This window comes from Catenuloplanes atrovinosus, from assembly GCF_031458235.1.
In the GTDB taxonomy this organism is placed as follows: domain Bacteria; phylum Actinomycetota; class Actinomycetes; order Mycobacteriales; family Micromonosporaceae; genus Catenuloplanes; species Catenuloplanes atrovinosus.
The window spans coordinates 7465001-7490267 of record NZ_JAVDYB010000001.1; the positions used below are offsets into that span (position 1 = coordinate 7465001).

Consider the following 25267-nt stretch of genomic DNA (forward strand, 5'->3'; position numbering starts at 1 on the left):
CGCGGCCGCGCGCGGCACCCGGATCAGCGCCTGCTCCAGATCGAACGGCCACGGCGTCCAGCCCTCGGCCTCGGCCCGGCTCAGCCGCGCGAGCAGCACCTCGGCGTCGAGCGAGCCGGTCACGTGAGTGGGCGTCGCCATCAGGAACGGCACCGGCTCACGCCGGAGCCTGACGGAGAGCTCGGAGATCCGCAGCGCCAGCAGGTCGGCGGGTGAGCCGGTGACGCCGGCGCGCTGCGCGAGTGATGCGTCCTGCCACGCGTCGCGGATCGCAGTGATCATCCGCTGCCAGGCGCGACCCTGGCGGTCGCCCCGGTCGCTGATCAGCTGGCGGAGCGCGACCCCGAGCAGGACCGTGCGAGGCAGGCGGTTCCACCCGGCGTCCGAGAACGCATGGGCGTACCGCTCGAGCACCGGCAGCACCGCGTCGGTGAGCGCCGCCCGGTCGCCGGCGGCGTTGAGCGTCACGATCGCGGCGAGGAGCCGCTCCCAGCCGACCGCGGTTTCCTTCCCCGGCTGCACGAGGGTGACGAGTTCCTCCGCCAGCTCGGCGACGCCGGCGATCGGCGGCGGCATCTCCGCGACCGGCGGTGGCGGCGGCAACGCGCCGGCGGCCTCGTCGGGGCCGGGGTCCGGCGGCGCGCTGCCGAAGATCTCGGCGGCGCGGCCGGGCAGGTCGCCGCCGAGCGCGACGGCGTGACCGGCGAGCAGCGCCACGTCGTCCGGGTGGAGCCGCGGCACCTGCCGGGCGATCAGCGTGAGCGCGCGCTCCTGGATGTCGAGCGCGGGGTGGCCGAACGCCACCGCGACCGTCTCCAGGATCTCGGCGCGCCGGTCCGGCACCCGGCGGGTCACCTTCTCCAGCCAGGAGAGCTGCGCCTTGACGAGCACCTTTTCCTTGCGGAGCAGGACGCCGGCGCTGGCGTCGAGCAGCGTCTCCAACTTCAGCCGGCCGGCCTCGTCGACGGTGCGGAGCATGCGCTGCGCGAGGCCGGCGACCGGGGAACCGGCGGCGGGGAGGAGTTGCGCGTAGTCGTGCGCGTGCGCGGTGAGCTCGTCGAGCGTGGGCGCCAGGGCCTCGTGCAGCGCGGTGAACGTGCGCAACGCGGTCGGCTTGTCGCCGCGCAGCAGCCGGTCGAGCGTGCCGGACAGCAGCTCGCCGCGGTCGAGGCGGCCCTCCGCGGCGAGCCGGGCCAGCGCGAGCGGGAAGTCCGGGGTGTCGTCCCCATCGCCGTCGCCGGTGGCCGCGCCCAGACCGTCGAGCTCGAAGAACGCCGGGAGCAGCAGGTCCAGGTACGGACTGTCGCGGAGCCGGTCGACGAGCGGGGCCGGGATCTCCCGGCGGCGGGGCGGGGTGAGCTCGCTGAGCCAGCCGCGCGCCACCGCCTCGGTGACCGGCGGCATGGTGCCGGACTCCCGCAGCATCGCCTCGACGAACGTCCACTCGCCGGACCATTCGACCGTCTGCGCGTTGATGTCGCCGGCCAGGCGGGTGGCGAGATCGCCGAGCCACGGTGGGCGGCGGGCGCGCACCAGGTCGAGCAGGTGCGGCAGCGGCACACCGCCCCAGCCGTCGCGCATGGTGCGGCGGGTGAGCAGCGCCGCGGCCTTGGCGGCGGACGGCGCGGTGCCGATCACGATCAGGCCGAGGCCGGCCGGCTGTGGTGGCAGCGCCGGTTTCCACCAGTCGTCGCCCTTGAGCGACCTGATGTGCGCGTCGACCAGCGGTGCGACCGCGAGTCGGCGCTCCTCGGGCATCTTGGTGAGCAGGCGGACCACGCCGGTGAAGTCGTTGTTGCGCTGGCGGCGGTCGAGCCACTCGAGGAGCGTGCCGGCGTCGGTGGGGAGCTCGGCGGTCATGCGCGCGTCTCCGCGGGCTCGTCGAGGTCGGCCGCCTCGCCGGTGCGGACCATGCGGACGGCCAGCGCGTGCTTGCACGGGCCGCGGTCGCCGCGGTGCTTGGCCCACCAGGCGCAGGTGCAGGTGAACGTGTCGTCGGAGACCACGCGCACCCGGTAGGTCTCGGCACCGCTTCGTACCGCCGCGGTCTCGCCGTCGATGGTCACGGCGCCGGAGGTGACCAGCGCCCGCGCGTGCACGAGCCGCGGGTTCATCGACGCGGCCGCGGCGGCGTCGTAAGGGAGCGTGCGGTGGAAGTAGCCGGCCTCGGCCACGTCGTAGCCGACCCGGCCGGCGGTGCCGAGCTGGGTGAGCGCGTCGCGGACGCGCGAGGCGGGCAGGCCGGACGCGACCGCGAGCGCGTCCACGTCGACGGTCGGGTCCCAGGAGAGCAGCGCGCTGATCAGGTCTGCGTCGTCGGCCGCGTCGTCCGCGGCGAGCGACTCCAGGACCGCGCCCTCGCCGGAAAACCCACGGTACGGCTCCGGGGAGAGCGTGAGCGACAGGCGCATGGCCGGCGAGCTGAGCTCCCAGGTGCTGGCGACCGGGCCGCTGCCCGTGGCGACCGGCGGGCCGTAGACGCGCAGCGTGGTGGCGAAGCGCAGGAACGGTCGGAGCGCGACGAGCCGGCCGGCGCCGGGGAGGCAGACCGCGCCGGGCACCGGGCGGGAGGTCAGGCGCAGCGAGCGGCCGGCCGGGACGGCCCAGAGCACGCCGCGCTCCGCCACCGGCAGGCGGTGCAGCAGCGCACGGGCCTCGGCGGCACCCACCTCGGCGCGCGGGTCGAACCGGGACGTGATCACCTGGGCCTCGGCGAAGCCGCGCAGCCAGCGGGACGGCAACGGCACCTTCCGCTCGACCAGCGACCCGTCGAACGTGGTCACGGTGAGGTCGTCCGGGCCGACCGCGAGGTGCATCGGGTCGGCGCGGCCCACTCGCGAGAGCGCGCGCTGGAGCGGCACGTTGACGTCGACGTTGGTGGTGCCGTGGGCGATGATGCTGCCGTCGACGCCGGCCGGCAGCACGTCGAGCCGCGCGTAGACGCCGCAGCAGCCGGAGAACGACTCGAACCGCAGCCGGTCGGAGCCGGCCGTGACGACCGGGTCGAGGCTCGCGGGGCTGACCGGCCGGAAGTATCGGGTGCGCGCGACCTCGGCGACGGCCAGCAGGCCGACGGCGGCGGCACCGGGCTGGGTGAGGAACCCGTCGAAGAACCGGGGGTGGGCGGACGGTCCGCCGGACGTCTGAAGCGTGAGCCCGCCGTCCGGCACGAGCGCCGAGTGATCGAGGTAGGCGTATGCCGCCGCGTTGGCCATGCGGTCACGCTAATAGTGGGGTACGACACTTCCAGGCCACGTCGGCGGGCTCGATTCCGTCTACTCCTCGCAACGACGTACCGCTGGGCAGTTTTTGAGCTGGTCTTGAGCAGTCGGTCCAGGGATCGTCGACCAGGGTTTGGCGCCCGCGGAGGGTGGGCGCCGTATGGGGGGAGTCGGCCGGTGCGGATGCGTGCGGGTCTGGTCGTCGGGGTGTTCGCCCTGGTCACATCGTTGTCCGCGTGCGGAACCGCCTCGTCCGCGGAGAGCGAGTGGCGGGTCGGGGACGTGACTACGGCGCCGGAGACCCCCAGCTCCAGCCCGAGCCCGTCGCCGAGCCCGAAGGCGGTGACCGACGAGCAGGTCCCGGACAGCGGCGAGGGCGCCTACGACACCGCCCGCGGCTCGCAGCACGTGATCGGCACGGGCCGGACGCTGATCACGTACCGGGTGGAGGTGGAGCGCGGCGTCGACTGGGGCGAGCTGACGCCGGTGATGACGGACGACTTCGCGGCCTCGATCGAGGACGTGCTGGAGCACCCGCAGGGCTGGATCGGGTCGGCCGAGAACCCGGTCACCGAGCCGGAGCACGGCGTGCACAACCAGTCGTGGCGCTTCCAGCGGGTCAGCGGGCCGCAGTACAGCGTGCGCATCCGGCTGGCCTCGCCGGGCACGGTGGACAACGTGTGCCGGTCGGTCGGGCTGGACACCGAGGGCAAGTTCTCCTGCAAGGTCGGCAACATCATCATGATCAACCTGCGGCGCTGGTTGCAGGGCTCGGGCGTCGCGACGGTGGACGAGTACCCGGCCGCGGTCATCAACCACGAGATGGGGCACTACCTCGGGTTCGACCACCAGGGCTGCTCCGGCCCGGGCGAACTCGCGCCCATCATGATGCAGCAGTCGCTCGATCTCGCGGGATGCAAGCCGAACGTCTACCCGTTCACGAAGGACGGCGAGTTCGTCACCGGGCCGTACCTGCCGAGCTAGGGCTTAGAGCGTCGACGCGAGCCGGTCGGCGAGCAGCCGGGTGAACCGGGACGGGTCGGACAGTTCGCCGCCCTCGGCCAGCAGCGCCATGCCGTAGATCAGCTCCGCGGTGTCCCGCAGGCCGGCCGCGTCCGGCGACGCCGCGTGGGCGGTGCGCAGGCCGGTGACCAGCGGGTGCGTCGGGTTCAGCTCCAGGATGCGCTTGACGTGCGGCACGTCCTGGCCCATCGCCCGGTACATCTTCTCCAGCGTCGGCGTCACGTCGTGGTCGTCGCCGACGATGCACGCGGCCGACGTGGTCAGCCGGGAGGAGAGCCGGACCTCCTTGACGTTCTCGTCCAGCACGCCGGCCATCCAGCCGAGCAGCTCCGCGAAGTCCTTCTTCCGCTGCTCCTGCTCCGGCTTGGCGGCCTCCTTCTCCTCCTCGGACTCGAGGTCGACCTGCCCCTTCGCGATCGACTGGAGCGGCTTGCCGTCGAACTCGGTGACCCGCTCCACCCAGACCTCGTCGACCGGGTCGGTGAGCAGCAGCACCTCGTACCCCTTGGCGCGGAACGCCTCCATGTGCGGCGAGTTCTCGATCATCGCGCGGGACTCGCCGGTCATGTAGTAGATGTGCTGCTGACCGTCCTTCATCCGGCCGACGTAGTCGCGCAGCGTGGTCACGCCGTCCTCGGAGTGCGTGGACGCCGCGGACACGATGTCCAGGATCGCGCCCTGGTTGTCCGTGTCGTTGATCAGGCCTTCCTTCACCGCGCGGCCGAACTCGCGCCAGAAGGTCTGGTACTTGTCGTTCTCCTTCTCCTGCAGATCCTTGATCGTCGACAGGATCTTCTTGACCAGGCGCCGGCGTACGGCCTGGATCTGCCGGTCCTGCTGGAGGATCTCCCGGGAGATGTTCAGCGACAGGTCGTGCGCGTCGACGACACCCTTGATGAAGCGCAGGTAGTCGGGGAGCAGCGCCTCCGCGTCGTCCATGATGAAGACGCGCTTCACGTACAGCTGCGGGCCGCGCTTGCCCTCGCGCATGAACAGGTCGAACGGCGCGTGCGACGGGATGAACAGCAGGGCCTCGTACTCGAACGTGCCCTCGGCCCGCATGTGGATCGTCTCCAGCGGGTCGGTCCAGTCGTGGCTGATGTGGCGGTAGAAGTCGTTGTACTCGGACTGCTCCACCTCCTTGCGGGGGCGGGCCCACAGCGCCTTCATCGAGTTGAGCGTCTGCGTCTCGTACTCGACGGTCTCGTCCTCGCCGGTCTTCTCCGTGGTCATCCGGATCGGCCAGGAGATGAAGTCCGAGTACCGCTTGACGATCTCGCGGATCTTCCACTCGGAGGTGTAGTCGTACAGGTGGTCCTCGCTGTCCTCCGGCTTGAGGTGCAGCGTGACGCTCGTGCCCTGCGGCGCGTCCTCGACCGCCTCGATCGTGTACGTGCCCTCGCCGGCGGACTCCCACCTCGTACCCTCGGACTCCCCTGCCTTCCGGGTCGTCAGCGTGACCCGGTCGGCGACCATGAAGGTCGAGTAGAAGCCCACGCCGAACTGGCCGATCAGCTCCGCGTTCTCCTTCGCCTCGCGCAGCTTCGCCAGCACCTCCGCGGTGCCGGACTTGGCGATCGTGCCGATCAGCCGGACGACGTCCTCCCGCGACATGCCGATGCCGTTGTCGCGCACGGTCAGCGTGCGCGCCTCCCGGTCGGCCTCGATCGCGATGTGCAGGTCCGTCGTGTCCGCGCCGAGCTCCTTGTCGACCAGCGACTCCAGGCGCAGCTTGTCGAGGGCGTCGGACGCGTTCGAGATGAGCTCCCGCAGGAAGATGTCCTTGTTCGAGTAGATCGAGTGGACCATCAGCTGCAGCAGCTGGCGCGCCTCGGCCTGAAACTCCAGCGTCTCGGTGCTCATGTGACTCCGTGACTCCTCGGGTCGAATCGGTCGCGGAAAAGTCCCGCAGAAATGAAGAATAAAGCCGATTGTGCGCCGGCCCCGGCACCGGTAGCTTCCCGTGCCGACACGGGGAGGAATCCAATGACGACAGCGTTCCGGGCGCTGATCTCCATCATCATGCTGGCCGGCTTCTACCTGGTGGCGCTGCTGCTGTTCGTGGCCGGCACCGCGCTCGCCATCTGGGTCGGCAGCAACACCAGCGGCACCGCGGCCGCCAAGTTCGGCTTCTTCGTCTTCGCCGCCACGGTGTGGGCCGTCGGCTACGGCACCTGGAAGGCGCTGCGCGCGCAGAACGGCGACCCGCACGGCATCCCGCTCAGCCGGCAGCAGGCGCCGTACCTCTGGGCCACCGTGGACGAGTTGGCGCAGGCGGTCGGCACCCGCACGCCGGACGAGATCTTCCTGGTGCCGGCGGTCAACGCGGCGGTCTCCGAGAAGAGCCGGCTGATGGGCCTGATCGGCGGGCGCCGCACGCTGCAGATCGGCATGCCGCTGTTGCAGACCTTCACGGTGGCGCAGCTGCGCTCCGTGCTCGCGCACGAACTCGGCCACTTCTCCGGCTCGCACACGCGGCTCGCGGCGGTGTCGTACCGGGGCCGGATGGCGATGGGCCGCACCATCGAGCATCTCGGCGCCGGCAACCTGGTCGGCTACGTCTACCGCGGGTACGGCCGACTGTTCCTCCTGGTCGACAACGCGGTCAGCCGCCGCCAGGAGCTGGAGGCCGACCTCGCGTCCGTGCGCGTCGCGGGCCGGGACGCGGCAGCGAGCGCGCTGGAGGAGGTGCGCGTGCTCGCCGCCGCCTTCGACTTCTACCTCTCCCGGTACGTCGGCCCGGGCCTGGACGCCGGCGCCGCGCCGGACGACCTGTTCGCCGGGTTCCGCGAGCTGCTCACCGCGCGCGCGGACGAGATCGCCGCGCTGCGCCAGGCCGAGTTCGAGGAGCGGCAGTCCCGGTGGGACAGCCACCCGCCGATCGGGGTGCGCGTCGCCGCCATCCAGGCCGCGCCCGAGCCCGCGGTCACCCCGGACGACCGGCCCGCCGAGGTGCTGCTCCCCGGCATCGGGCAGGCCGGGCTGGCGCTCCAGCAGCACATCTTCGGCGGCCGGAACCTGACCGTGATGCCCTGGCAGCAGTTCATCGGGCACGGCGCCAGCGGACGCCTGCAGGAGAACATGGACGGCCTGCTCCGCGCGCTGACCCGGGCGGTCGGCACGCCGGTCACCGACGTCGGCGTGGTCCTGGACCAGATCGAGGCCGGCCGGCTGTCCGTGATGGCCGCCGCGATCTTCCCGTCCGCCTCGCCGGAGGAGGCCGCGAAGCTCTTCGCCGACCCGCTCGACGCGCTGTTCTCGCTGGCCGCGGTCCGGTCCGGGGTGGCGCGATGGGATCACTCGTGGACCGGCGCGCCGCGGCTGCTCGACGCGCAGGGCGCGGAGCTGGACCTCGCGCCGGTCGCGCTGCTGGCCGTCGACCCGGGCACGCTGGGCGAGGCGCGGGCCCGGCTGGCCGCGCTGGGCATCGACGTGACCGCCGCGAAGCAGGTGGCCGCCACGGTGCCGCTGCGCCGCGCGTCCGTGCTGGCCGGCGTGATCAACATGAGGGTGGCGGGCGCGCGTACCGATGTGATCGTGCTGGACACCGGCCTGGCGCTGGTCCCGTCGTTCGGCCGGATGACGATGGCGCACAAGATGCGCGGCCGGGTGATGGACTGGGTGCAGAAGGGCGACGCGGAGGCCGTGGTGTCCACGCCCGGCACGCGGTACCTGCCGCTGGAGGAGATCGCCTCGGGCGGGCAGATCCGCACGTTCCCGAAGCGGTTCGAGGTGGTGCTGCGCAGCGGGGAGCGGGTGTACCTGGACTGGTCGTTCCAGGCGGAGGACCAGAACAACGCCTATGCCCGCCTCCGCGAGCTGCTCAAGGCCGCGTCATCCTAAGATCAAGATCATCCGGGGGTACGGCGGGCGCCGCACCCCCGGATGTTTCATGTGAAACAGGGCGGTTCAGCCCTTGATCTGCTGCCGGCCGCTGTTGCCGGACCCGATCTCGATCCGGCGCGGCTTGGCCCGGTCGGACACCGGGATGGTCAGCGTCAGCACGCCGTTGTCGTACACGGCCTCCAGCTTCTCGGTGTTCAGCGTGTCGCCGAGGAACAGCTGCCGGCTGAACACGCCCATCGGCCGCTCGCTGATCACGGACTCGGTGCCGTCCTTGGTGCGGCGCTGCCGCTGCGCCCGCACCTGGAGCACGTTGCGCTCGACGGTCACGTCGATGGAGCCGGGGTCGACGCCCGGCAGGTCGAAGTAGACGTAGAAGGTGTCGCCGTCACGCTCGGCGTCGACGTGCATCACCGCAGGGCGGGCACTGGTGCCGGTCAGCTGCTCGAACACGCGGTCGAGGTCGCGGAACGGGTCGGTACGCAGAAGCATGGTCATCTCCTCCTTGGTGCCCCTTCACCAAAGCCTCGGTCGGGTCCGCTTACTTGAGTGTCCCCGACTCAACTCCCTCTTCAGAGATACAACGCGGCACGGCGGCCGTCAAGCCCTTCGCCCGTCATGAGCTGGTAAGACGCCCGATCATGGAATGCGCCGCGGCCGTGACCAGCGACCGGTCGTAGCTGACCACGAACTCGAACTGCCGATCGCCGTCCGGCCCGGTGTCGCCGAGATCCCGGGCCATCAGCGCCGCCGCGGTATGCGCACCGAGAACCACCACGGTCCACTCGCTCGCCAGCGGATCCTGGATCTCCAGAGCGCCGCCGTGCACGCCCGGCGCCGGCCACCGCGGCATGTCCACGCCCAGCGCCGCCACGAACGGCAACTGCGCCGCCAGCTCCGTGAACCGCCGAATCGTGGACGGCCGGAAGAACTGCACATGCTCGAACGCCGCGAACAGCACCGGCGGCACCGGCGCCTGCAACGCCATCAGCTCCAGCGTCTTCGACAGCGGCACCAGCAGATGCTTCGGCGCATGCCGGATATGCCGCCCCGAGCCGATCAGCTCATACGGAGTCGCACACAGCGCCGCGCCGATCGGCCGGCCCGCGAACCGCTCCGGCCGGAACGTCGACGGCGTGAACCGCCGCTCCCCACGGCTCCACAACCAGCCCTGCCCGAGCGTGGCACCCAGCACCAGCGCGCGCGTCAAATCCTCGGCCGTCTCGATCCCCTCCGCAACCACCTCCGCACCGGTCTGCTCCGCGTACGCCCGGACCGCCCCCGCGACCACCACCGTCTCCGGATCCTTGACCGTGCGCAGCAGCTTCAGATCGAGCTTCACCACCTCCGGCCGCAGCAGCGGAATGAACGCCAGCGACTCCGGATGCACCCCCACGTCGTCCAGCGCGATCGCGCAGCCGGCCGCGCGCAGCTGCTCGGCCCCGGTCAGCACCGCCGCGAGATCCTCCGCCAGCGCGCGCTCGGTAATCTCGACCACCACCTGCACGTGCGGGGCACGGGTGGCGAGCGCCTCCAGCACGAGGTCGAGCCGCTGAGTCAGGGTGGTCGGCTCAAGGTTGACGAACAGCGTCACAGGGCGGCCCTGCGACAACTCCTTCGCGTCCGTCAGCGACGCGCGCAGGGAGGCGCGCTCCAGATCCGCGAGCCGGCCGGCGGCCCGGGCCGCGTCCAGCAAGGCCATCGGGGAGCGCAGGGCCGAGTCCTCCGGCCCGCGGAGCAGCGCCTCGAAGGCCAGCACCGCACCGGTGTCCAGATCGACGAACGGCTGGTACACGCAGTGCACACCACCACCGGCCAGCACCTCATCGACCCCGGCTGTCGCGCCGTCCCGCGTGTCCATGAACCCCATAACGATCCATTCGGCACCCCAGCCGCTCTGCTGAGCCCCTCACCCCAAGCGTCGCGTGCCGCCCATGCCACGGCGAAGCCCCGATATCCGGTCATGCGGCGACGCGGCCAGCATGGGGATGGCCGGGTCGTGATAGTCGTGGACCTCGACGCGGTCCTTGTGCCCTGCGGGAGGCCGAGAAGGGGCCGGCGTTCGGCATCCTGATCAACAGCCGGTACAGCAGGCACTACCTCGGTCTTCCAGGCTCGGGGATCGCTTCTGCCGCCGCGACGGCGAAAGCTCGGTGGTGTCAGCTCCACAGCACGCCGCAGGGAGAGCCCGATGCCGAGTACCTCGACCGCTGCCGTACCGTCCCCCGCCCGATCACCGAAGCGCCGCCGTGTGGTCGTATCGCTTGCCGCCGCCGGCGGGATCGCGCTGAGCAGCATTTTCGCGGCGCCCGTGGCGCACGCGGAATTGACCGGCGGCCATCGCTCGGACACCGTCCAGCAGAGCGCGGACAGGCTGGTCAAAGACGCCCAGTTCCCCGGCGCGCTGATCTCGGTACGCGAGCCCGGCGGCCGGGTCCAGAACTACACGGCCGGCGTCGCGGACCTCAAGACGAAGACGAAGATGCCGGTCGACGGCCGCATCCGGATCGGCAGCAACACCAAGATGTTCACCTCCACGGTGCTGCTCCAGCTCGTCGGTGAAGGCAAGGTCAAGCTCGACGAGCCGGTCGAGACGTACCTGCCCGGCCTCGTCCGGGGGCCCGGCATCGACGGCAAGAAGATCACTGTTCGCCACCTGCTGCAGCAGACCAGCGGACTGCAAGACTACGACGACGTGATCTTCGAGGACTTCCTCAACGCGCTCGGCACGTTCTACGAGCCGCACGACCTACTGGACATCGCGCTCGCCCGCCAGCCCGAGTCCGCACCGGGTGAGAAGTTCGCCTACTCGAACACCAACTACATTCTGGCCGGCCTGATCGTGCAGAAGGTGACCGGGCGGCCGGTCGCCGAACAGATCACCAAGCGCGTCATCGAACCGCTTCGCCTGCGGGACACCTATTGGCCGGCCGAGGGAGACAAGACGATCCGGGGCACCCACCCGCGCGGCTACTTCCCGGCCAACGACGGCAAACCGCCGGTCGACATCACCGAGTCGGAGGCCTCGCCCGCCTGGTCCGCCGGTGCCCTGATCGGCACGCCGAGCGACATCAACCGATTCCTCACCGGGCTGCTCGGCGGCAAGCTGCTCAAGCCGGCCCAGCTGGCGGAGATGAAGAAGACGGTGGACGCCCCCGGCTTCGACACCGTGGGCGGCTCGCGCTACGGCCTCGGCATCGCCACCTTCAAACTAAGCTGCGGCGGCTTCTCCTGGGGCCACGGCGGCATCGCGCCCGGGTACGTCTCCCAGGTCGGCATCACGTCCTCCGGCAAAACCGCCACGGTCGCCGTGACCTCGCTGATCGGATCCGAGGAGCAGGCCGCGGCCATCGACAAGGCGCTGGACGCCGCGCTCTGCAGCTGATCCAGCCCTATCCCTGGTGCCGCCCGCCGCTTGGCGCGGGCGGCACCGTCCAGATCCGGCACGCCCGCGGCAACCGCAACGACATCATCCAACTGCTGCCATTCTCGCCAGTCGTGGCTGAGCGGGGACTGCCCGGGTTTAGTTGCCTCGCGGATTGAGTGGTTCAGACCGCGGTCGCGCGCCTGTTAACTGGCTCAAATTCGATCGGGGCGAGCCGGCCAAGCCGGTAGCGACCGGGAGCTCATGACGCCGTTGCCGACGGCGTAGGTGCAGTAGCCCTGCCAGCGCTGTTCGTGGGTGAGGTCAGTCGGCCTGGACGACGATGCCGGTCCTTGGTCGTGGCCGCCGCGGCGAGATACCGCGGATGCGCGGCATCGGCGTGCCGAGGTCGTCGACGCCGGGCGTCGCCGTGACGTACGACGTGCCGTAGCCGAGCGCGGCCCGGTGAATCGCGGACCACCGAGCGTCCCAGGCCGTTGGCCTGCCACCAACGCCACGCCGGCGCCTGAGCGCTGAAATCCAACCGCCGGTACCCCTCGATGTAGCACGCCGTTGACGACCTGGGGCAGCAGATTCGTCCGTAAGCGTTCGGCGAGCAGCTTGTATTCGGTGGTCGCGGTCTTCGGCATGTACGGGCCGTCGTGGTCACCGCGCAGGTACCGGTCGATACGGTCAAGGCAGGCCCGCTCACTGCGAAACCTGGACAAGATCGACCTAGCTATAGCCGCGGCATCCGATTGACTGAGTGGCACTCTTCACTACCTCGGATACATTGAGAGAATGCCGAGCGAGCACACCCGACGGACACGGCCCGGCGGACCGCCTCCGATGGATCTTGGCCCCATCATCTGGGCGGCCGAGAACGCAAAAGACATTGCCGTGTACGTAGGCAGTTCGATCGTTGCCGGCGTGGCGGCAATTCTGCCTACGAATATCTGCGCGCCGCACTAGCCCGCAGGTGGGCGCGAACTGGTAAGTCCACTCCGGCCGACCACAACGACGTAGTCGCTTTCGCCATATCTGCGGTCCACGAGAGGTGCGGACAACTCGGCATATCGCGGCCATCCAATGACACTCTCCGTGAGGTAAAAGCCGCCCGCAACGCGGACGATTCCTGGACTGTCGATCTCGACTGGGGAGCCGTGGCTGCGAATTTGATCATCAGGCAGGACCCTGAGGGACTTCCCTACGAGAAGGTCCATTTCGTCAAGCATCCCGAGCTCTAAAGTGCCCACACTCCTCCCAGAGCGTTCGCGCTTGCTGGAGCCGGCGGCGAGCACGTCGGCGCGGGCGAGAGGGGCGAGCACCGGGGCGGCGAGCGCGTTGACTTTCCGCGGGGACTCGCGGTGTTCCTTGCCGAACGACACGCCCAGCGGCTTGGCCGGCGGCGGGCGTTGAGCACGTGTCGGCGGATGACCGATGTGGCGCAGGGTCTTGTCGACGATCGCAGCGTTCATGCTCTCGGTGCCGCGGCTGCTGAAGTCGCCCGTGCGGGCGCGCATGTCCCAGCCGACCGCCGAGCGCGGGGGGCGAGCACCTGCACAACGCGTCGCGGTAGCGCTCGCTCCACACGTCGATGTATGACTTCCAGCCGTACACATCGGCGAACATGGCGACGACGTGGTACCGGCCGAACACGTGGCCGCACACGTCGTCGACGAGCTCGCGCTGCACCTCCCAGCCGTCGCCGGCCGGACCGTCCGGGCCTTCCCAGACCGCGGCCAGGTCGAGCAGGCCGTCGCTGATGCGGCACAGTATGAGCGCGGTCGCGTCGTCGGAGCGGGAGCCGTCGAAGCCGACCGCGACGGTCTCGCCCGGGGCGATGAGGTCATCGACGGCGCACGCGTCCCATTCCGGGGCGGTGATCCATGCGTCCTCGGCCGCCACGATCTGATTGAGGTAGAAGCGGCGCGCCTCGCTCGGCAGGGTGATCGGGTCGTAGATCTCCTCCACGAGCCGGTCCAGGTCGGCCCACGTGCTGTCGCCGTACGCGGGTGCCAGGCCGGCGCGCAGGCTCACGGGGTCTGCCATGTCGGTCTCGGGTGGAGCCTCGCGGGAGTCGTAGCCCGCTGGTGCGGCCCTCGGCCATCCCCTGCCACGCCTCGTAGGACTACTCCGCGACGGAGTCCAAGCCGGGCTCGTGGGCGTTGGTCAGCTCGACCAGGCGGGCCGCGCCGTCGCGGGACTTGCCGAGGTTGCGCCGGATGACTCTCGCCATCGCGTGCCCCTCGTTGTTCGCCATCCACTGCTGCGCCTCCCCGGCGATCACCAGGGCTGGCCGGCCACCCTCCAACGCGCGGCCTCGGTGGTGATCAGGTCGTTCATCGCTGACCACAGGGCGGCGAGCATCTGCGCGGAGACCCGCCCGGAGTGGAGGTGTCGGGTCAGGTCGAATGCGATCAACTTTGCAGCGGCCCAGTCGGACGGCTCGTAGAACACGGCCTGCCCGGACTCGGCCAGAGACCGATACCAGTGCGCGGCGACCTGGTGGGCGGGGAAGTCGAGCGGCGGCTGCTCCACCGGCGCGCGGGGCGGCCACGACGGTGGCCGGGTCGGACTTGTTGCGCCGGCGGCGCTGAGCGTCGCGCTTCGGCACCGGGCCACTGGTACCCATCCGATCACCCCCTTCCGGCGTCAGGTCCAGCAGGCGCCGTTGTCACAGGTGATGTCGTCGGCCGGGGAGTCGAACCCGGGAAGTATGTCGGGCGCCGGCGGTATCGCCTCGGCCAGAGGCCGGGCGTAGCGGGTCAGCCAGACCGAGTCGCGGCCAAGCTCGGCGCAGCGCGCGTTGAGCGAGTCCTCGAGGTGGCATGCGCGCGCGAACAACTCCGGGTCGTCGCGCCGGCGCTCGGCTCACGTCGCCGGCCGTGTGAACGGGCAGAACCAGCACGCCGACTTGCCCGGGACAGGTAGGCCGGCCTCCCGGATGATCCGCAGGCACGCCGACCGGTCCAGGCGCAGATCCAGCAGCGGATACGTCACCCGCTCGTAGCGGTGCTCACGCCGGTTGTGCACGCGGTGCAACTCGTCGAGCGAGATCCCCACCGCCACCGTCGCCGGCCGCGCTGGCGTCGCGCCGTTCTCCCGCAACCACCCGGCCAACACCTTGATCTTGAAATCCGCCGTACAGCTCCGGGTGCCCGGAGCACCGTTCGACATCCGAACCGATATCGGCAACGACCGCGAGCCGGCCCGGGTTAGCCGACCGCACAGCGTCTCCGTCGTCCCGTCACGGCGGGTCCGCCGGCGCTCGACCAGCTCGATACCGTGCCGGCGCGCGTACGGGCCGGCCACGTCGCGTATGTAGGCGAGGGTCGACGGATGCTCGGAGTCGGCGCCCACATTGGCGAACACGAGCGTACGGAAGTCGATGCGGTCAGCCGCGGCGAGCGCCAAGAGCGCGGTCGACTGCACACCGCCGCCGTAGGAGACCACTCGGAGCGTGGACACGCTGACCCCCTTACCGTCTTACTGACAGGTTCTGGTCAGGGGGTTTGTGTGTGGCGGCTAGCGTCAATGGGATGGACGGATGGGCTCTTGTCGTCTCCATTGCGGCGCTCGGGATTTCGATCCTGGCGGCTTGGTATACGCGAGAGACGGCGCGACGTGACCGCGAGCGTCGGCATGACGAACTTGCCCCACGGTTCCGCCTGACCTGCCGACCTTGGGGCTCCGGTATGCAGACGCTACGGCTGGGCGTAACACTGATCGGGCCACCGTCGCTTCGACGACTGCACGCCTTCCAGCTCTCGATTCGAGACCCGAATCCCCATCGCGGCGGACCGAAGCCCGAGGACGGCGGGCCGGTGTGGTCTCCGTACAAGTTGCAGCCTCACGCCGGCCCGATCTTCAATCCACCGCACGACCCGGGAGCCGATTCGGCCGGTGTGACGTGCCCAACCAGCGGGATGGCGCAAGGCCAGGAGTTGGTATTCCAGCTCATCCCAACCACGCCAGCCCGTGAGGGGCAGACCGACGAAGCCTGGCGCGCGGAAATCGGCACGGTAGTCCGTTTCACATTTGAGTCTCGGCATAAAGACTGGGAGCAGGCTTGGATTCTCACGCCGGAAATCGACGTGGGGGCGGGCGGCGAGGAGCTAGCAGGACTCCACCAGCGCGAGATTCGAGCGGATTTTCCCTAAATGCGAGTGGTTGATCGGGGTTGCTTCTTGATCGACTGGCTTCAGCACAAACGATCGGATAGCTTGCTGCTCACTCGACAGTGCAGTCGAGCAACGTTCGCATTGGAGTATCGATGGAAACCGAAGACAAGCGGAAGCTGCGTACAGCCTTTATGAACTGGCTGTTCGAGGTGACCGGCGGTAGCGAATCGGAAGGGATGCACGCTGCGGGCTTTAAGGTCCCGGATGGCTGGACCGGGGCGCAGCCAAACGAGAATGATGTCTGGGACGCGCTGAAGTTCCTAGAAGGCGAGCGGCTCATTCGCGCGCATTGGCCGTTGGGTGGACTGCCGACCGTTATGCTGACGCACCGCGGCATCCGCGAGATGGAAAAGGCGATCGAGGAGCCGAAGAAGAGAACCGAGCACTTCGTTCCGCTGATCAATATCATGCACGTCGGGACGATCGTTGGCTCGCAGATCTCGCAAGGGAGTCCTGGGGCTCACCAGTCCGGCACGTTCAACGTCAATCAGCGCGAGAGCGCCGAGAGCTTCGTCGCCGCCGTGCGCAAGATTCTCGACGAGAACGAGGTCGATCCGACGGTCAAACGCCGCACAGAGCGGGACCTGACGATGATGAACGATGAGCTTGCCGAGGCAGAGCCCCGGTGGCGGATTCTTCGCACCATGGCCGAATCCGTCAGTGACGCTCTCGTCAAGGCCGTTGGGACTTCCGTAGCGGGTGAGCTTCTCAGCTCATGGCCGATTTGAGCTGCGGGTAGTCAGCAGATACTTCACTCTGCGTGTAAGCCGGCAAGCCGTAAACCCGTACAGGATCCCAGGTGCTATGACGTTCCGGTGTCGGCGCCCTCAGAAGGACGTCGGGGTGGCGGGCGTTGGCGTTCCGCCAGCGCAGGTATTTGTGTAGTTGGCGGCTTTGGGCGGTGTGGTTGGGGTGGTTGGAGCCGGCCATGACGAACGTGCGGAGCGGTCCGAACTGGGCCTCGATCGGGTTGGCCCAGGACGCGCTGGTCGGCGTCAGGCACAACTCGACCTTGTTCCGGGCCACCCATGCGCGGATCTTCGCGGTCTTGTTCGCCGAGAGGTTGTCGAGGATTACGTAGATCGGTGCGCCGTCCGGCCGCGCGGCTCGGATCGATTTCAGTGCGGCGAGGCTGTGGTCTGCGCCTTTGCGGTGGCGAACGACTCCCCAGAGCTAATCGTCGCCGAGGCTGTAGCAGCCGTGGAAGTAGCGGATGCCGTGCGTGCGGTGATAGGTGGCAGGCAGCCGGCCAGGCTCACCGGCCAGCGCCCATCTCGCTCCCTGCTGCGGCCGGATCGCCAGCGGCCCGAACTGGTCGAAGGCGAAACATCGGTCCGGGAATGCGTTCGTGACGTGCTCTATCCGGCCGAGTTTCGCGTCGAAGTCAGGGTCAGTCGATTCCTTCCAGGTCCTCGTCCGCTGCCAGGACACGTCGTTGGCGTGCAAGAGCTGCCGGAGTCGTTCCGGGCTGAGGACCACTCGCCGGTTGCTGTCCCGGCCAGCGAGGTAATCGGCAAGTTTCCGCAGGCTCCAGCGGGTGAAAGGCCGGCCGAGCCGACGCGGATGAGATGTGGCCGTCGCGACGATGAATGCCTCATCGTCTTCACTGATCTGGCGGGGACGGCCGCCCGCCCACTGAGGGTTTAAGCAGGCCAAGCCCATCTGGTTGAACATGTGGATCACATCCCGGACCGTGTCCTCGTGCGCGGCGACCAGCCGGGCGATCGCCGGGACCGGCGTCCCGGACGCCGACGCCATGATGATCAACGCCCGACGCACCCGGACCGAGTCGTGTTTGCCGCGCCGGACGAGTTGTTGCAGCCTGCGGCCCTCGTCCTGGGTCAACCGCCGTGCCCGTAACGGCTCGGCCACCCCACACCACCCACCCTCATCAACAACAATGCTGACGAGACTGCCCTCGGTCTACCGCCAGGCGGCGCAAGCCGCCCGGCGTGTCTCAGACCCGGTGAACGTTCGTGGACAGCCCACTAGCCACGGCGCGAAGGCCCAGACGCCACGACTTGACATTGCCAGGCAACAGAGCGCGGATATCTAGGACATACAACTCAGGCAAAATTCGCGAAGCCGTAATCCGGGCCATAACGAACCACGGACCTGTCGGTTGATCTTGTGCGGACTTGTGCCTGGCACGGAAGTTCGCACAGTCGCGCCAACCAGTCTGAAGGCATCGAGGTCAATCGAATGTTCAGTCCACGCAGCGAGCAACCTTCCCGGCCGCGCTCGGACGAAACCGCGACGGCCGCTGACCGCTCTACTGTCTCTCCCTCGAGAGGTCACCCTCGCCAGGTGTATACCCTTCCTCCATCATCAAGTTGGCTAGAGGCAGCATCCGCTGGCCTCATCGCCCGTGGAGGTACGGACAAGATGCCGAACGAGCGCACAACGGAAGACATCGTCCGGGAGCACCTCAAGCGGACCGCGACTGAGGGCCAGCAGGTCGACGAGCAGACGTCAGGACTACCTCGGATCAAGCAAGCACTTGCCGCAGCCAGTAAGGCCGGCGCCGGGGCAGGTAAGCCCGAGTTCATCATCACATTTCCCACGGAGGCGCCGGACCTCGTCATCGTGGTCGAATGCAAAGCTGACGTTAGAAAGCACGAAAGTTCAGATAGATCAAAGCCCGCCGAGTATGCCGTGGATGGCGTTCTTCACTACTCACGCCACCTGGCTAGCTACTACGATGTCATCGCCTTGGCTGTCAGCGGGACCACTAATGACCAACTTCAGGTGTCCACTTTTAGGCAGCTTAAAGGAAGCCCTCAACCTGAACTGCTGCAGTCTCCGCATGGAACACCAACGTCCCTGATACCAGTCCGCGATTACATCGACTTGCTCACGTTTGACCCGGCCGTGAAGGCAAGGACCGAAGCGGAGTTGATCGCCTTCAGTCGTGACCTCCACAACTATATGCGGGACTATGCCAAGCTTTCTGAATCCGAGAAGCCACTCGTCGTTTCGGGAATCCTTCTAGCCTTAAGAGATGATGCATTTTCCCGAACATGGAGCCGACTTAAGGCGCGACACTTGGCTACGGAGCTCTATGCTGCTATCGAGCGCGTAGCCATTGATGCCGACATTCCAGAAAAGAAGCGAGTGACTATGCTCGCGCCATACCAGTTTGTGAAGACACACCCGGAACTTACCCGCCAGAATAGTCAAGGTGAAACCCCGCTTAACCGCCTGATTGGTGACATCGATCGCCATGTTCGGCCCTTCCTCCAGGCTTACCATGATGTAGATGTAATCGGTCAATTCTACGGCGAGTTTCTCCGGTACACGGGCGGAGACAAAAAGGGCCTTGGAATCGTCCTCACCCCACGGCATTTGACTGAGCTTTTTGTTCGGATCGCCAACGTAAGCCCTCTCGATACAGTTGTGGATACATGCGCCGGCACTGGCGGATTCCTTATTTCTGCGATGATGGAGATGGACCGCCGAGCGGGAGCAGACATGGAACGACGAATTGAAATCCGCAGACGGCAACTTGTGGGTGTCGAGCAACAGCCGCATATGTTCGCCCTAGCTGCTTCAAACATGATCCTTCGAGGTGATGGTAAAGCGAATCTCTACCAGGCATCTTGCTTCGATGCCGATGTAGTCGCTTTGCTGAAAAACTCCGAGGGAAATCATCGCCGACCAACTATCGGGTTGATCAATCCTCCTTTTTCCCAGAAGGGCGAGGGCCTCCATGAACTAAACTTTGTACTCCAACTGCTCGACATACTTGCACCCGGCGGGACCGCGGTGGTCGTGCTTCCCATGTCATGCGCAATTGAACCGCATCCCGTGAAGAAGACTCTGCTGGAAAGACATACCCTTGTTGCACAAATGTCTTTGCCGAACGACCTCTTTCACCCCGTGGGCGTCATCACCTGTGCCATGGTTTTCAAAGCGCACGAGCCACATCAATACTCGCCGCAGCCCACCTGGTTCGGCTACTGGAAGGACGACGGCTTCGTCAAGACAAAGGACCGGGGCCGCATCGACCTTAACGGGAAGTGGTCCGCCACCGCGGATAGTTGGGTGGCCGCGTACCATGCAAAATTAGTGCAGCCCGGCCTGAGCATAGCCCGCAAAGTTGATCACAAAGACGAGTGGTGCGCTGAGGCATACATGGAGACCGACTACTCAACTATATCGCGTAGCGATTTTGAGGCATCCTTGAGAAATTATGCGATCTTCCGCCTCGTTCACGGCGGCCCCGAAAGCGCAGACCACGAAGGCCAGGACTAGGCAATGTACGTACCTCTTTCGGAACACTTTTTGATTGAGTACGGGACATCCTTGGCGCTCAACAAGCTGACGATGTCAGACGGTGACAGCGGCATCGCTTTTGTTTCCCGAACCGCCAAAAACAATGGTGTGTCCGCCTGGGTCGAGAAATTGCCTGCAACGCCGCCCCTGCCAGCTGGCCTTCTAACCGTCTCTCTGCGCTCCCGGAACCACGCTCTCGCCACTTTTGTTCAACCCCGCGACTTTTACACAGGATTTCACGTATTTGTGCTACGCCCAAGGCATGCGATGTCAATCAATGAAAAGATCTGGTGGGCGCAATGCATCGAACACAACCGATATCGTTACAATTTCGGACGGCAGGCCAACAGGAGTTTGGCTGATCTTTTGGTACCCAATTCGGCACCAGAATGGGTTAGCCTAGTTGTCCCTCCGCGTTTAACGTCAACCTCGACGGAGGACCTAGCCGACCTGAATCAGGTGCCATGGTCGAAGATTTCTCTGACCGACGTATTTGACATCAAACGCGGCAGCGGTGGCACCACCCGAGATCTACGCGAGGGCGCCACTCCCTTTGTAAGCGCAATCGCTCACTCGAATGGCATCTCCGCCCGCGTTGACCGGCTGGCCGCTCACCCAGCAGGTTCCATCTCGGTCGTCAGCAACGGCAACGGCGGGATGGGTTTCGCCTTCTACCAACCTGAGGCCTTCGTGGCCTCAGGTGATGTCTCCGTACTGGAACCTCACGAGCCGTTAACAGTAGGCGCGGCACTCTTCATATGTACCGTCATCAAGAACGAGCGGTACAGGTGGCACTTCAACCGAAAATGGACTACTTCGCGCCTAAAAGATTCTGGGATCTATCTACCAGTCGATGGTAACGGAAAGCCGTATTGGGCATTAATGGAGAAGTACATGCGCTCATTGCCCTTGGCGGATCTAGCGTTAGAATAGTGTTAGCGCCGGCCGGACAAAGCGGGCGCAATGGCAGCCTGCGAGGAAGTTGCGATCCAGAAAGGCCGCGCCATCGAGGGGCCCTTCTCGAGGCTCGTAGGCTGGCTCCGCTGGTACGCCCACGCCGTCGCGCTTGCTCCGTAGGACAGACTTAAGGTTGTCCCGTGCGCCGGCACGCAGATGCAGTGCGGGTCGCCACTGATACCGGGGGTGTGTCGGGCGCCAGGCCCCGCCGTGGCCGGCACGGCAGCGGCATTCCGGGCGGCTGTCGACCAACAGCGGCGGGGGGACGATCGCCGAAGGCGGGCCGGAGGAGTCAGCCACCGAGCTCGTCATGCGAATCTTCGAGCGTCTTCACCACGTGGGTCAGGTGGTGTGCCGTAGCCCAGGCTCGGCCATCCTGCCGCGTTCCCGGGGCCGCCGACCATGGCGGTTCGTTGCGCGATCTCGGCATCACCCCCGGCAGCCCGGTTTCCCCGTCGCACGGACTCGTCACAGGCGACGGTCAGAAAGGGAAGCGTTCGGCTGCCAACAGCAACGCGAGATCCTGACTGCGGTCAGGGCCTCGGCGCTCCCCTGGCACCCGAACCAGACAACAGTGGCAATGTCCGCTCCCCTTGCCGGTCACATACAGCCCGGTCTCGATCTTGTCGCGTCCGCTAGCTGTAGCTGGATACTCTTGCACGGGCACTCGTAATAATGGGCAGCCTGCTGATTCGCACAGTTGATCTTAAGTAGGCAGGGAGGCTCTGTGCAGCTGAGTAGGGTGCACATCCGAAACTTTCGGAACTTCGCCAACCTCAAGATCGACCCGTTCCCGAATCCCGCGGTGATCGTCGGTGAAAACGGCGTCGGGAAGAGCAATCTGTTGTTCGCTCTGAGGCTGGTCTTGGACCCCGACTTCCCTGACCGGCGTCGGTGGCTACAACCGGACGACATCCATGACGGCGGCCCACCGATGACGGACGATGCCGAGGTCTCGGTCCAATTCGAGCTGACCGATTTCGACGAGGGCGACGACGCACGAAGCGAACTCGACGGAGCGATCGTCGACACGGATCCCTTGGTGGCACGGCTGACCTATCTCTTCAAGCCGAAGACCTCATTGGCAGCGGTGCTGGGCACCGCAGCGAGGCCGCCGCTGACGCCGGATGACTATCAGTGGACGATCTATGGCGCCGACGATCCGTCCAACGCGATGCTGGCCGCCAAACGCTACGCGGCCTTGTCGGTGCTGCCCCCGCTCCGCGATGCCGAGGGAGACCTCGACCGACCCGAGCGCAGCCCGCTCACCCGGCTGCTTCGAGAGCTGCCCCCATCGGACGCGAATCTCGGCGATGCGTTGCGCGCGATGCAGGCGGCCCGCGACAAACTGGGCCGGGATCCGAACTTACGAAAAGTTCGAGGCATGATCCATGACCGCATTGCCGATATGGCCGGTCCGCAGCTTGTCCTGGCCCCGTCGCTGGCGTTCGCCGGCCGCCAGGAGGACTTGATACAGCAAGGGCAACCCGCAGTCACCGTCGGCACTCCACCACCTGCGCACCACCTTGCGCGCGGCGCTGAACCTAGCCGTACGCGAGGAGCTGATCGCATCGAACCCGGCCCGGCACGTCGAGATCGTCGGCTACCGGCGCCCGCACGCCCAGGTCTGGACGGAAGGCCGCGTCGAGCAGTGGGAGCTCACCGGGGAACACCCGACGGTCGCCGTGTGGATCGCCGCACAACTCGCGTCGTTCTTAGAGGGCGTCGTCGAGGACTCCCTGTTCGCGTTCTGGTGGCTCGCGGCGCTACGCGGGCTGCGCCGCGGCGAGCTCTGCGGGCTGCGATGGGCGGCTGTCGACCTTGACCGCGGACTGCTGTTCGTCGAACGCCAGCGCACCACCGCCGGCTACACCGTCATCGAAGGCGAACCCAAGACCGCCGCCGGCCGCCGGGCCGTCGCCCTGGACAAGCACACCGTCACGATCCTGCGTCCACACCGCAGCCGCCAGCTCACCCACCGAGACAACGCCACGGCAACAACCAGGTATGGATCGACTCCGGCTACGTCTTCACCCGCAAGGACGGCGAATCGATCAACCCGAGCTACGCCACCACCCGGTTCCGGAAACTCACCAACCGCGCTGGCCTACCCCCGGTCCGGCTCCACGACCTCCGCCACGGCGCCGCCTCCCTCGCCCACGAAGCCGGCGCGGACCTCAAGACGCTCCAGGACCTGCTCGGGCACTCCAGCATCGTGGTCACCGCCGACACCTACACCAGCGTCCTACCCGATTCCCAGCGCCGCTGCGCCGACGCCACCGCCGCCCTGGTCCTGGCCGCGGCCCGGCATACCCGCAAACGCATCAAGGAAAAGGCCGCCAAGAACCGGTCAGCGGGGCGCGGCGAAGAAGAGACACCTTCGGAGGAACGGCCCACCGGCAAGAAGCGAAGCCACAGGTCACGCAGCCGCCGCCACCCGTTCCGCCACGTAAAGTGACGACACCCATGTGCCACCCACACGCCACCCAACCTGCACAAAGGCTGGACAACGAAAAAGGCCCGAACTGCGTTTCCGCAGCTCAGGCCTTAAACGAAGAAGTGCGCCCGAAGGGACTCGAACCCCTAACCTTCTGATCCGTAGCACGTTTCCGCAGGTCCAGGCCGAGTACATGAGCTGAGCGCCTCGCCGATCGATAGCCGCCACTCGGACGTGCTGATGCGGTCGCGCCCGTGCTGAAACGGTCGCCGACATCCGATCACCACCGGATCACCACGCGACGCCATCACGCTGCGTAGGAACCGCTTAATCAGTACGGCTCAAGCGAAGAGCCAAGGCCCCCTGCCGCCGAGGCTACTGCGTCATGACATCCCGCCGTTGCGACATGCGATCACCTACGGATCACCATCCTCGACGCGGCTGCGACCCATCACCCCGAGCCGCCGCCGAGGACAGTAACCCTGAAGGAAGGCATCCGATCCATAGATCAGACCGCCTGATCACTCGCCGCTTGACCGTAGGAGTTGTCACCCCTGGTCCCGCAGCTCTTCGAGGCTGATGCCGAGGGCCGTCGCCAGGGACAAGACGGTGAAGTAGCCGGGCTCGATCACATGTCCTCGTTCGATCTTTCTGAGCGTTGACACAGCGACCTGTGCAAGAGCTGCGAGCTGCTCCTGGGTCATTCCATGCTCGTCACGCAACGAGCGCAGCCTCGTTCCGAGCCGCTTCGCTTCCTCACGGAACCGGCTCTCCTCTCGCTTCGCGCGCCCCGCTGGCATGTCAACCAGCGTAGTGATAAATTTTGAGCGGTCAAGATTTATCACTTAGGCCCTCAGTCGCGGACGAGGCGCTTTCGCGTCGCTACAGGGGTCAGCTCGACGGCTCCTCGTCAGGCAGGATGGACCCAGGGGAACCGGACAGCGGCAAGCGAAGGGCGGGTGTGAGGCTCACGTGGCAACGGCAGACCAAGTGAAAGCACTCGTCAAGAGCCATGGCGAGGGCGACAGCGCACGCTTCTACTCTGTGGCGTTGCAGGTAGCCGCAAGTGCAGCGCGTAGCGGGCAAGGCCGATTCGCTCAGGAGCTACGCGACCTCGTGGACGGCCTTCAAACCCGGCCAAGTCGTATCACTAATGCTGGTCGACCGGTTCCTGTTGCCCGTCCGCGAGGTGAGCTCGCCGACCTTCTGACCGTCGCATATCCCGATAGCCGACTCGCGGACTTGTGTCTTGAGGATGGTGTGCGGCAGCGGCTAGATCGGGCGTTGCTCGAGCAGCGTCAGCAAGACCGCCTCCGGGAGCGAGGTTTTCATCCGCTGCGTCGGCTATTGCTGCTCGGCCCTCCCGGGACCGGCAAGACGATGACCGCCAACGTGCTCGCCGGTGAGCTGCGCCTGCCCTTGTTCACCATCCGGCTTGACGGCCTGATCACGAAGATGATGGGCGAGACGGCCGCCAAGTTGCGCCTAGTCTTCGACGCCCTGGCGGAGACGCGCGGGGTGTACTTGTTCGACGAATTGGACGCCCTAGCCGGCGAACGCACGCTGGGCAACGACGTCGGGGAAATCCGGCGAGTCCTCAACTCGTTCCTTCAGTTCCTCGACCAGCCCGACTCGCCAAGTCTCTTAATCGGCGCGTCGAATCACCCGCAGCTACTCGACCGGGCACTGTTCCGACGATTCGATCTGGTAGTGGACTACCCACTACCAACACGCGACGTCGCCCGAGCGGTCATTCGCAACCGATTGGCTACGATGAGTCCGCGGCGTTGGGCGTGGGAACGAGTTGACGAGGCTGCAGCCGGCCTGAGCCACGCAGAGATCACCGTCGCCTGCGAGTTGGCAGCGAAGGAGGCCATCCTGTCCGAGCAGCAGCACGTCACGATCGCCTCGCTGATCGTCGCACTGAAAGAACGGCGACGCGCAGCGCCTGGCGTCCGATAAC

21 protein-coding genes and 1 pseudogene (1 of these 22 only partly in view) are annotated in these 25267 nt (G+C 67.1%); 10 read left to right on the forward strand and 12 right to left on the reverse strand.

Annotated elements, in window-relative coordinates; genetic code table 11:
• Positions 1 to 1860 carry the 5' portion of a DUF6493 family protein gene (locus J2S41_RS33240; protein WP_310373930.1) on the reverse strand. The gene continues 828 nt to the left of window position 1, outside the view, so the window shows 1860 of its 2688 coding nt (coding positions 1–1860); it begins with the start codon at positions 1858 to 1860; the stop codon falls past the left edge of the window.
• Positions 1857 to 3215: a DprA-like winged helix domain-containing protein gene (locus J2S41_RS33245; RefSeq protein ID WP_310373932.1), complete on the reverse strand. Its 1359-nt coding sequence runs from the start codon at positions 3213 to 3215 to the stop codon at positions 1857 to 1859. Before J2S41_RS33245 ends, J2S41_RS33240 begins: the two co-directional genes overlap by 4 nt.
• A gap of 189 nt (positions 3216 to 3404) precedes the next feature.
• Here J2S41_RS33245 and J2S41_RS33250 point away from each other — a divergent pair, with 189 nt between their 5' ends.
• Positions 3405 to 4205, forward strand: coding sequence for a DUF3152 domain-containing protein (locus tag J2S41_RS33250; RefSeq protein WP_310376710.1), 801 nt, complete (start codon positions 3405 to 3407; stop codon positions 4203 to 4205).
• Between the two features lie 3 nt (positions 4206 to 4208).
• Here J2S41_RS33250 and htpG read toward each other — a convergent pair whose 3' ends face one another.
• The gene (htpG, locus tag J2S41_RS33255; RefSeq protein WP_310373934.1) at positions 4209 to 6107 is read right to left on the reverse strand and encodes a molecular chaperone HtpG; all 1899 of its coding nucleotides are present in this window, start codon (positions 6105 to 6107) and stop codon (positions 4209 to 4211) included.
• Between the two features lie 123 nt (positions 6108 to 6230).
• On the opposite strand from htpG, the gene J2S41_RS33260 reads away from it, so the two are divergent.
• Positions 6231 to 8087 carry a M48 family metallopeptidase gene (locus J2S41_RS33260; protein ID WP_310373935.1) on the forward strand — a complete coding sequence of 619 codons (1857 nt, stop codon included), beginning with the start codon at positions 6231 to 6233 and terminating at the stop codon, positions 8085 to 8087.
• A gap of 66 nt (positions 8088 to 8153) precedes the next feature.
• Here J2S41_RS33260 and J2S41_RS33265 read toward each other — a convergent pair whose 3' ends face one another.
• Together J2S41_RS33265 and J2S41_RS33270 are read right to left on the reverse strand one after the other, a co-directional pair.
• The gene (locus tag J2S41_RS33265) at positions 8154 to 8579 is read right to left on the reverse strand and encodes an Hsp20/alpha crystallin family protein (protein ID WP_310373937.1); all 426 of its coding nucleotides are present in this window, start codon (positions 8577 to 8579) and stop codon (positions 8154 to 8156) included.
• 124 nt (positions 8580 to 8703) lie between these two features.
• A complete protein-coding gene (locus tag J2S41_RS33270) occupies positions 8704 to 9948 on the reverse strand; it encodes a sensor domain-containing phosphodiesterase (protein ID WP_310373939.1) in 1245 nt (414 codons plus the stop codon).
• A 330-nt stretch (positions 9949 to 10278) separates the two neighbouring features.
• Here J2S41_RS33270 and J2S41_RS33275 point away from each other — a divergent pair, with 330 nt between their 5' ends.
• Entirely contained in the window at positions 10279 to 11472 is a 1194-nt protein-coding gene (locus tag J2S41_RS33275; RefSeq protein ID WP_310373941.1) for a serine hydrolase domain-containing protein, read from the forward strand.
• Between the two features lie 1206 nt (positions 11473 to 12678).
• On the opposite strand, the gene J2S41_RS33280 is transcribed toward J2S41_RS33275, so the two are convergent.
• From J2S41_RS33280 to J2S41_RS33300, 5 genes are all read right to left on the reverse strand, one after another.
• Entirely contained in the window at positions 12679 to 13491 is an 813-nt protein-coding gene (locus tag J2S41_RS33280; RefSeq protein ID WP_310373944.1) for a hypothetical protein, read from the reverse strand.
• 91 nt (positions 13492 to 13582) lie between these two features.
• A complete protein-coding gene (locus tag J2S41_RS33285) occupies positions 13583 to 13741 on the reverse strand; it encodes a hypothetical protein (RefSeq protein WP_310373946.1) in 159 nt (52 codons plus the stop codon).
• Positions 13738 to 13992, reverse strand: a complete 255-nt coding sequence (locus J2S41_RS33290) for a phage terminase small subunit (protein WP_310373948.1) — start codon at positions 13990 to 13992, stop codon at positions 13738 to 13740. Before J2S41_RS33290 ends, J2S41_RS33285 begins: the two co-directional genes overlap by 4 nt.
• A 114-nt stretch (positions 13993 to 14106) precedes the next feature.
• On the reverse strand, positions 14107 to 14298 hold the full coding sequence (locus J2S41_RS33295; RefSeq protein WP_310373949.1) for a hypothetical protein: 192 nt from the start codon (positions 14296 to 14298) through the stop codon (positions 14107 to 14109).
• A gap of 27 nt (positions 14299 to 14325) precedes the next feature.
• Positions 14326 to 14922, reverse strand: a complete 597-nt coding sequence (locus J2S41_RS33300) for a phosphoadenosine phosphosulfate reductase (protein ID WP_310373951.1) — start codon at positions 14920 to 14922, stop codon at positions 14326 to 14328.
• Positions 14923 to 14993: 71 nt separating this feature from the next.
• Between J2S41_RS33300 and J2S41_RS33305 the strand changes: the two genes are divergently transcribed.
• Together J2S41_RS33305 and J2S41_RS33310 are read left to right on the forward strand one after the other, a co-directional pair.
• Positions 14994 to 15614: a hypothetical protein gene (locus J2S41_RS33305; RefSeq protein WP_310373953.1), complete on the forward strand. Its 621-nt coding sequence runs from the start codon at positions 14994 to 14996 to the stop codon at positions 15612 to 15614.
• 113 nt (positions 15615 to 15727) lie between these two features.
• Positions 15728 to 16363, forward strand: a complete 636-nt coding sequence (locus J2S41_RS33310) for a hypothetical protein (protein ID WP_310373954.1) — start codon at positions 15728 to 15730, stop codon at positions 16361 to 16363.
• On the opposite strand, the pseudogene J2S41_RS33315 reads toward J2S41_RS33310, so the two are convergent.
• A pseudogene (locus J2S41_RS33315) lies at positions 16344 to 17507 on the reverse strand (IS630 family transposase). The gene J2S41_RS33310 and the pseudogene J2S41_RS33315 sit on opposite strands and share 20 nt — an antisense overlap.
• Before the next feature lie 513 nt (positions 17508 to 18020).
• Between J2S41_RS33315 and J2S41_RS33320 the strand changes: the two are divergent.
• The 4 genes from J2S41_RS33320 (at position 18021) to J2S41_RS40020 (ending at position 23325) form a co-directional block, all read left to right on the forward strand.
• A complete protein-coding gene (locus tag J2S41_RS33320) occupies positions 18021 to 19889 on the forward strand; it encodes an HsdM family class I SAM-dependent methyltransferase (protein WP_310373955.1) in 1869 nt (622 codons plus the stop codon).
• A 3-nt stretch (positions 19890 to 19892) separates the two neighbouring features.
• Complete coding sequence (locus J2S41_RS33325) at positions 19893 to 20843, forward strand: restriction endonuclease subunit S (protein WP_310373957.1); 951 nt, start codon at positions 19893 to 19895, stop codon at positions 20841 to 20843.
• 766 nt (positions 20844 to 21609) lie between these two features.
• Positions 21610 to 22692, forward strand: coding sequence for an AAA family ATPase (locus J2S41_RS33330; protein WP_310373959.1), 1083 nt, complete (start codon positions 21610 to 21612; stop codon positions 22690 to 22692).
• Positions 22693 to 22920: 228 nt separating this feature from the next.
• Positions 22921 to 23325: a tyrosine-type recombinase/integrase gene (locus J2S41_RS40020; RefSeq protein ID WP_510183745.1), complete on the forward strand. Its 405-nt coding sequence runs from the start codon at positions 22921 to 22923 to the stop codon at positions 23323 to 23325.
• 527 nt (positions 23326 to 23852) lie between these two features.
• On the opposite strand, the gene J2S41_RS33345 is transcribed toward J2S41_RS40020, so the two are convergent.
• Positions 23853 to 24104 carry a helix-turn-helix domain-containing protein gene (locus J2S41_RS33345; protein ID WP_310373962.1) on the reverse strand — a complete coding sequence of 84 codons (252 nt, stop codon included), beginning with the start codon at positions 24102 to 24104 and terminating at the stop codon, positions 23853 to 23855.
• A gap of 484 nt (positions 24105 to 24588) precedes the next feature.
• On the opposite strand from J2S41_RS33345, the gene J2S41_RS33350 reads away from it, so the two are divergent.
• Complete coding sequence (locus tag J2S41_RS33350) at positions 24589 to 25266, forward strand: AAA family ATPase (RefSeq protein WP_310373964.1); 678 nt, start codon at positions 24589 to 24591, stop codon at positions 25264 to 25266.
• Position 25267 lies beyond the last annotated feature (1 nt).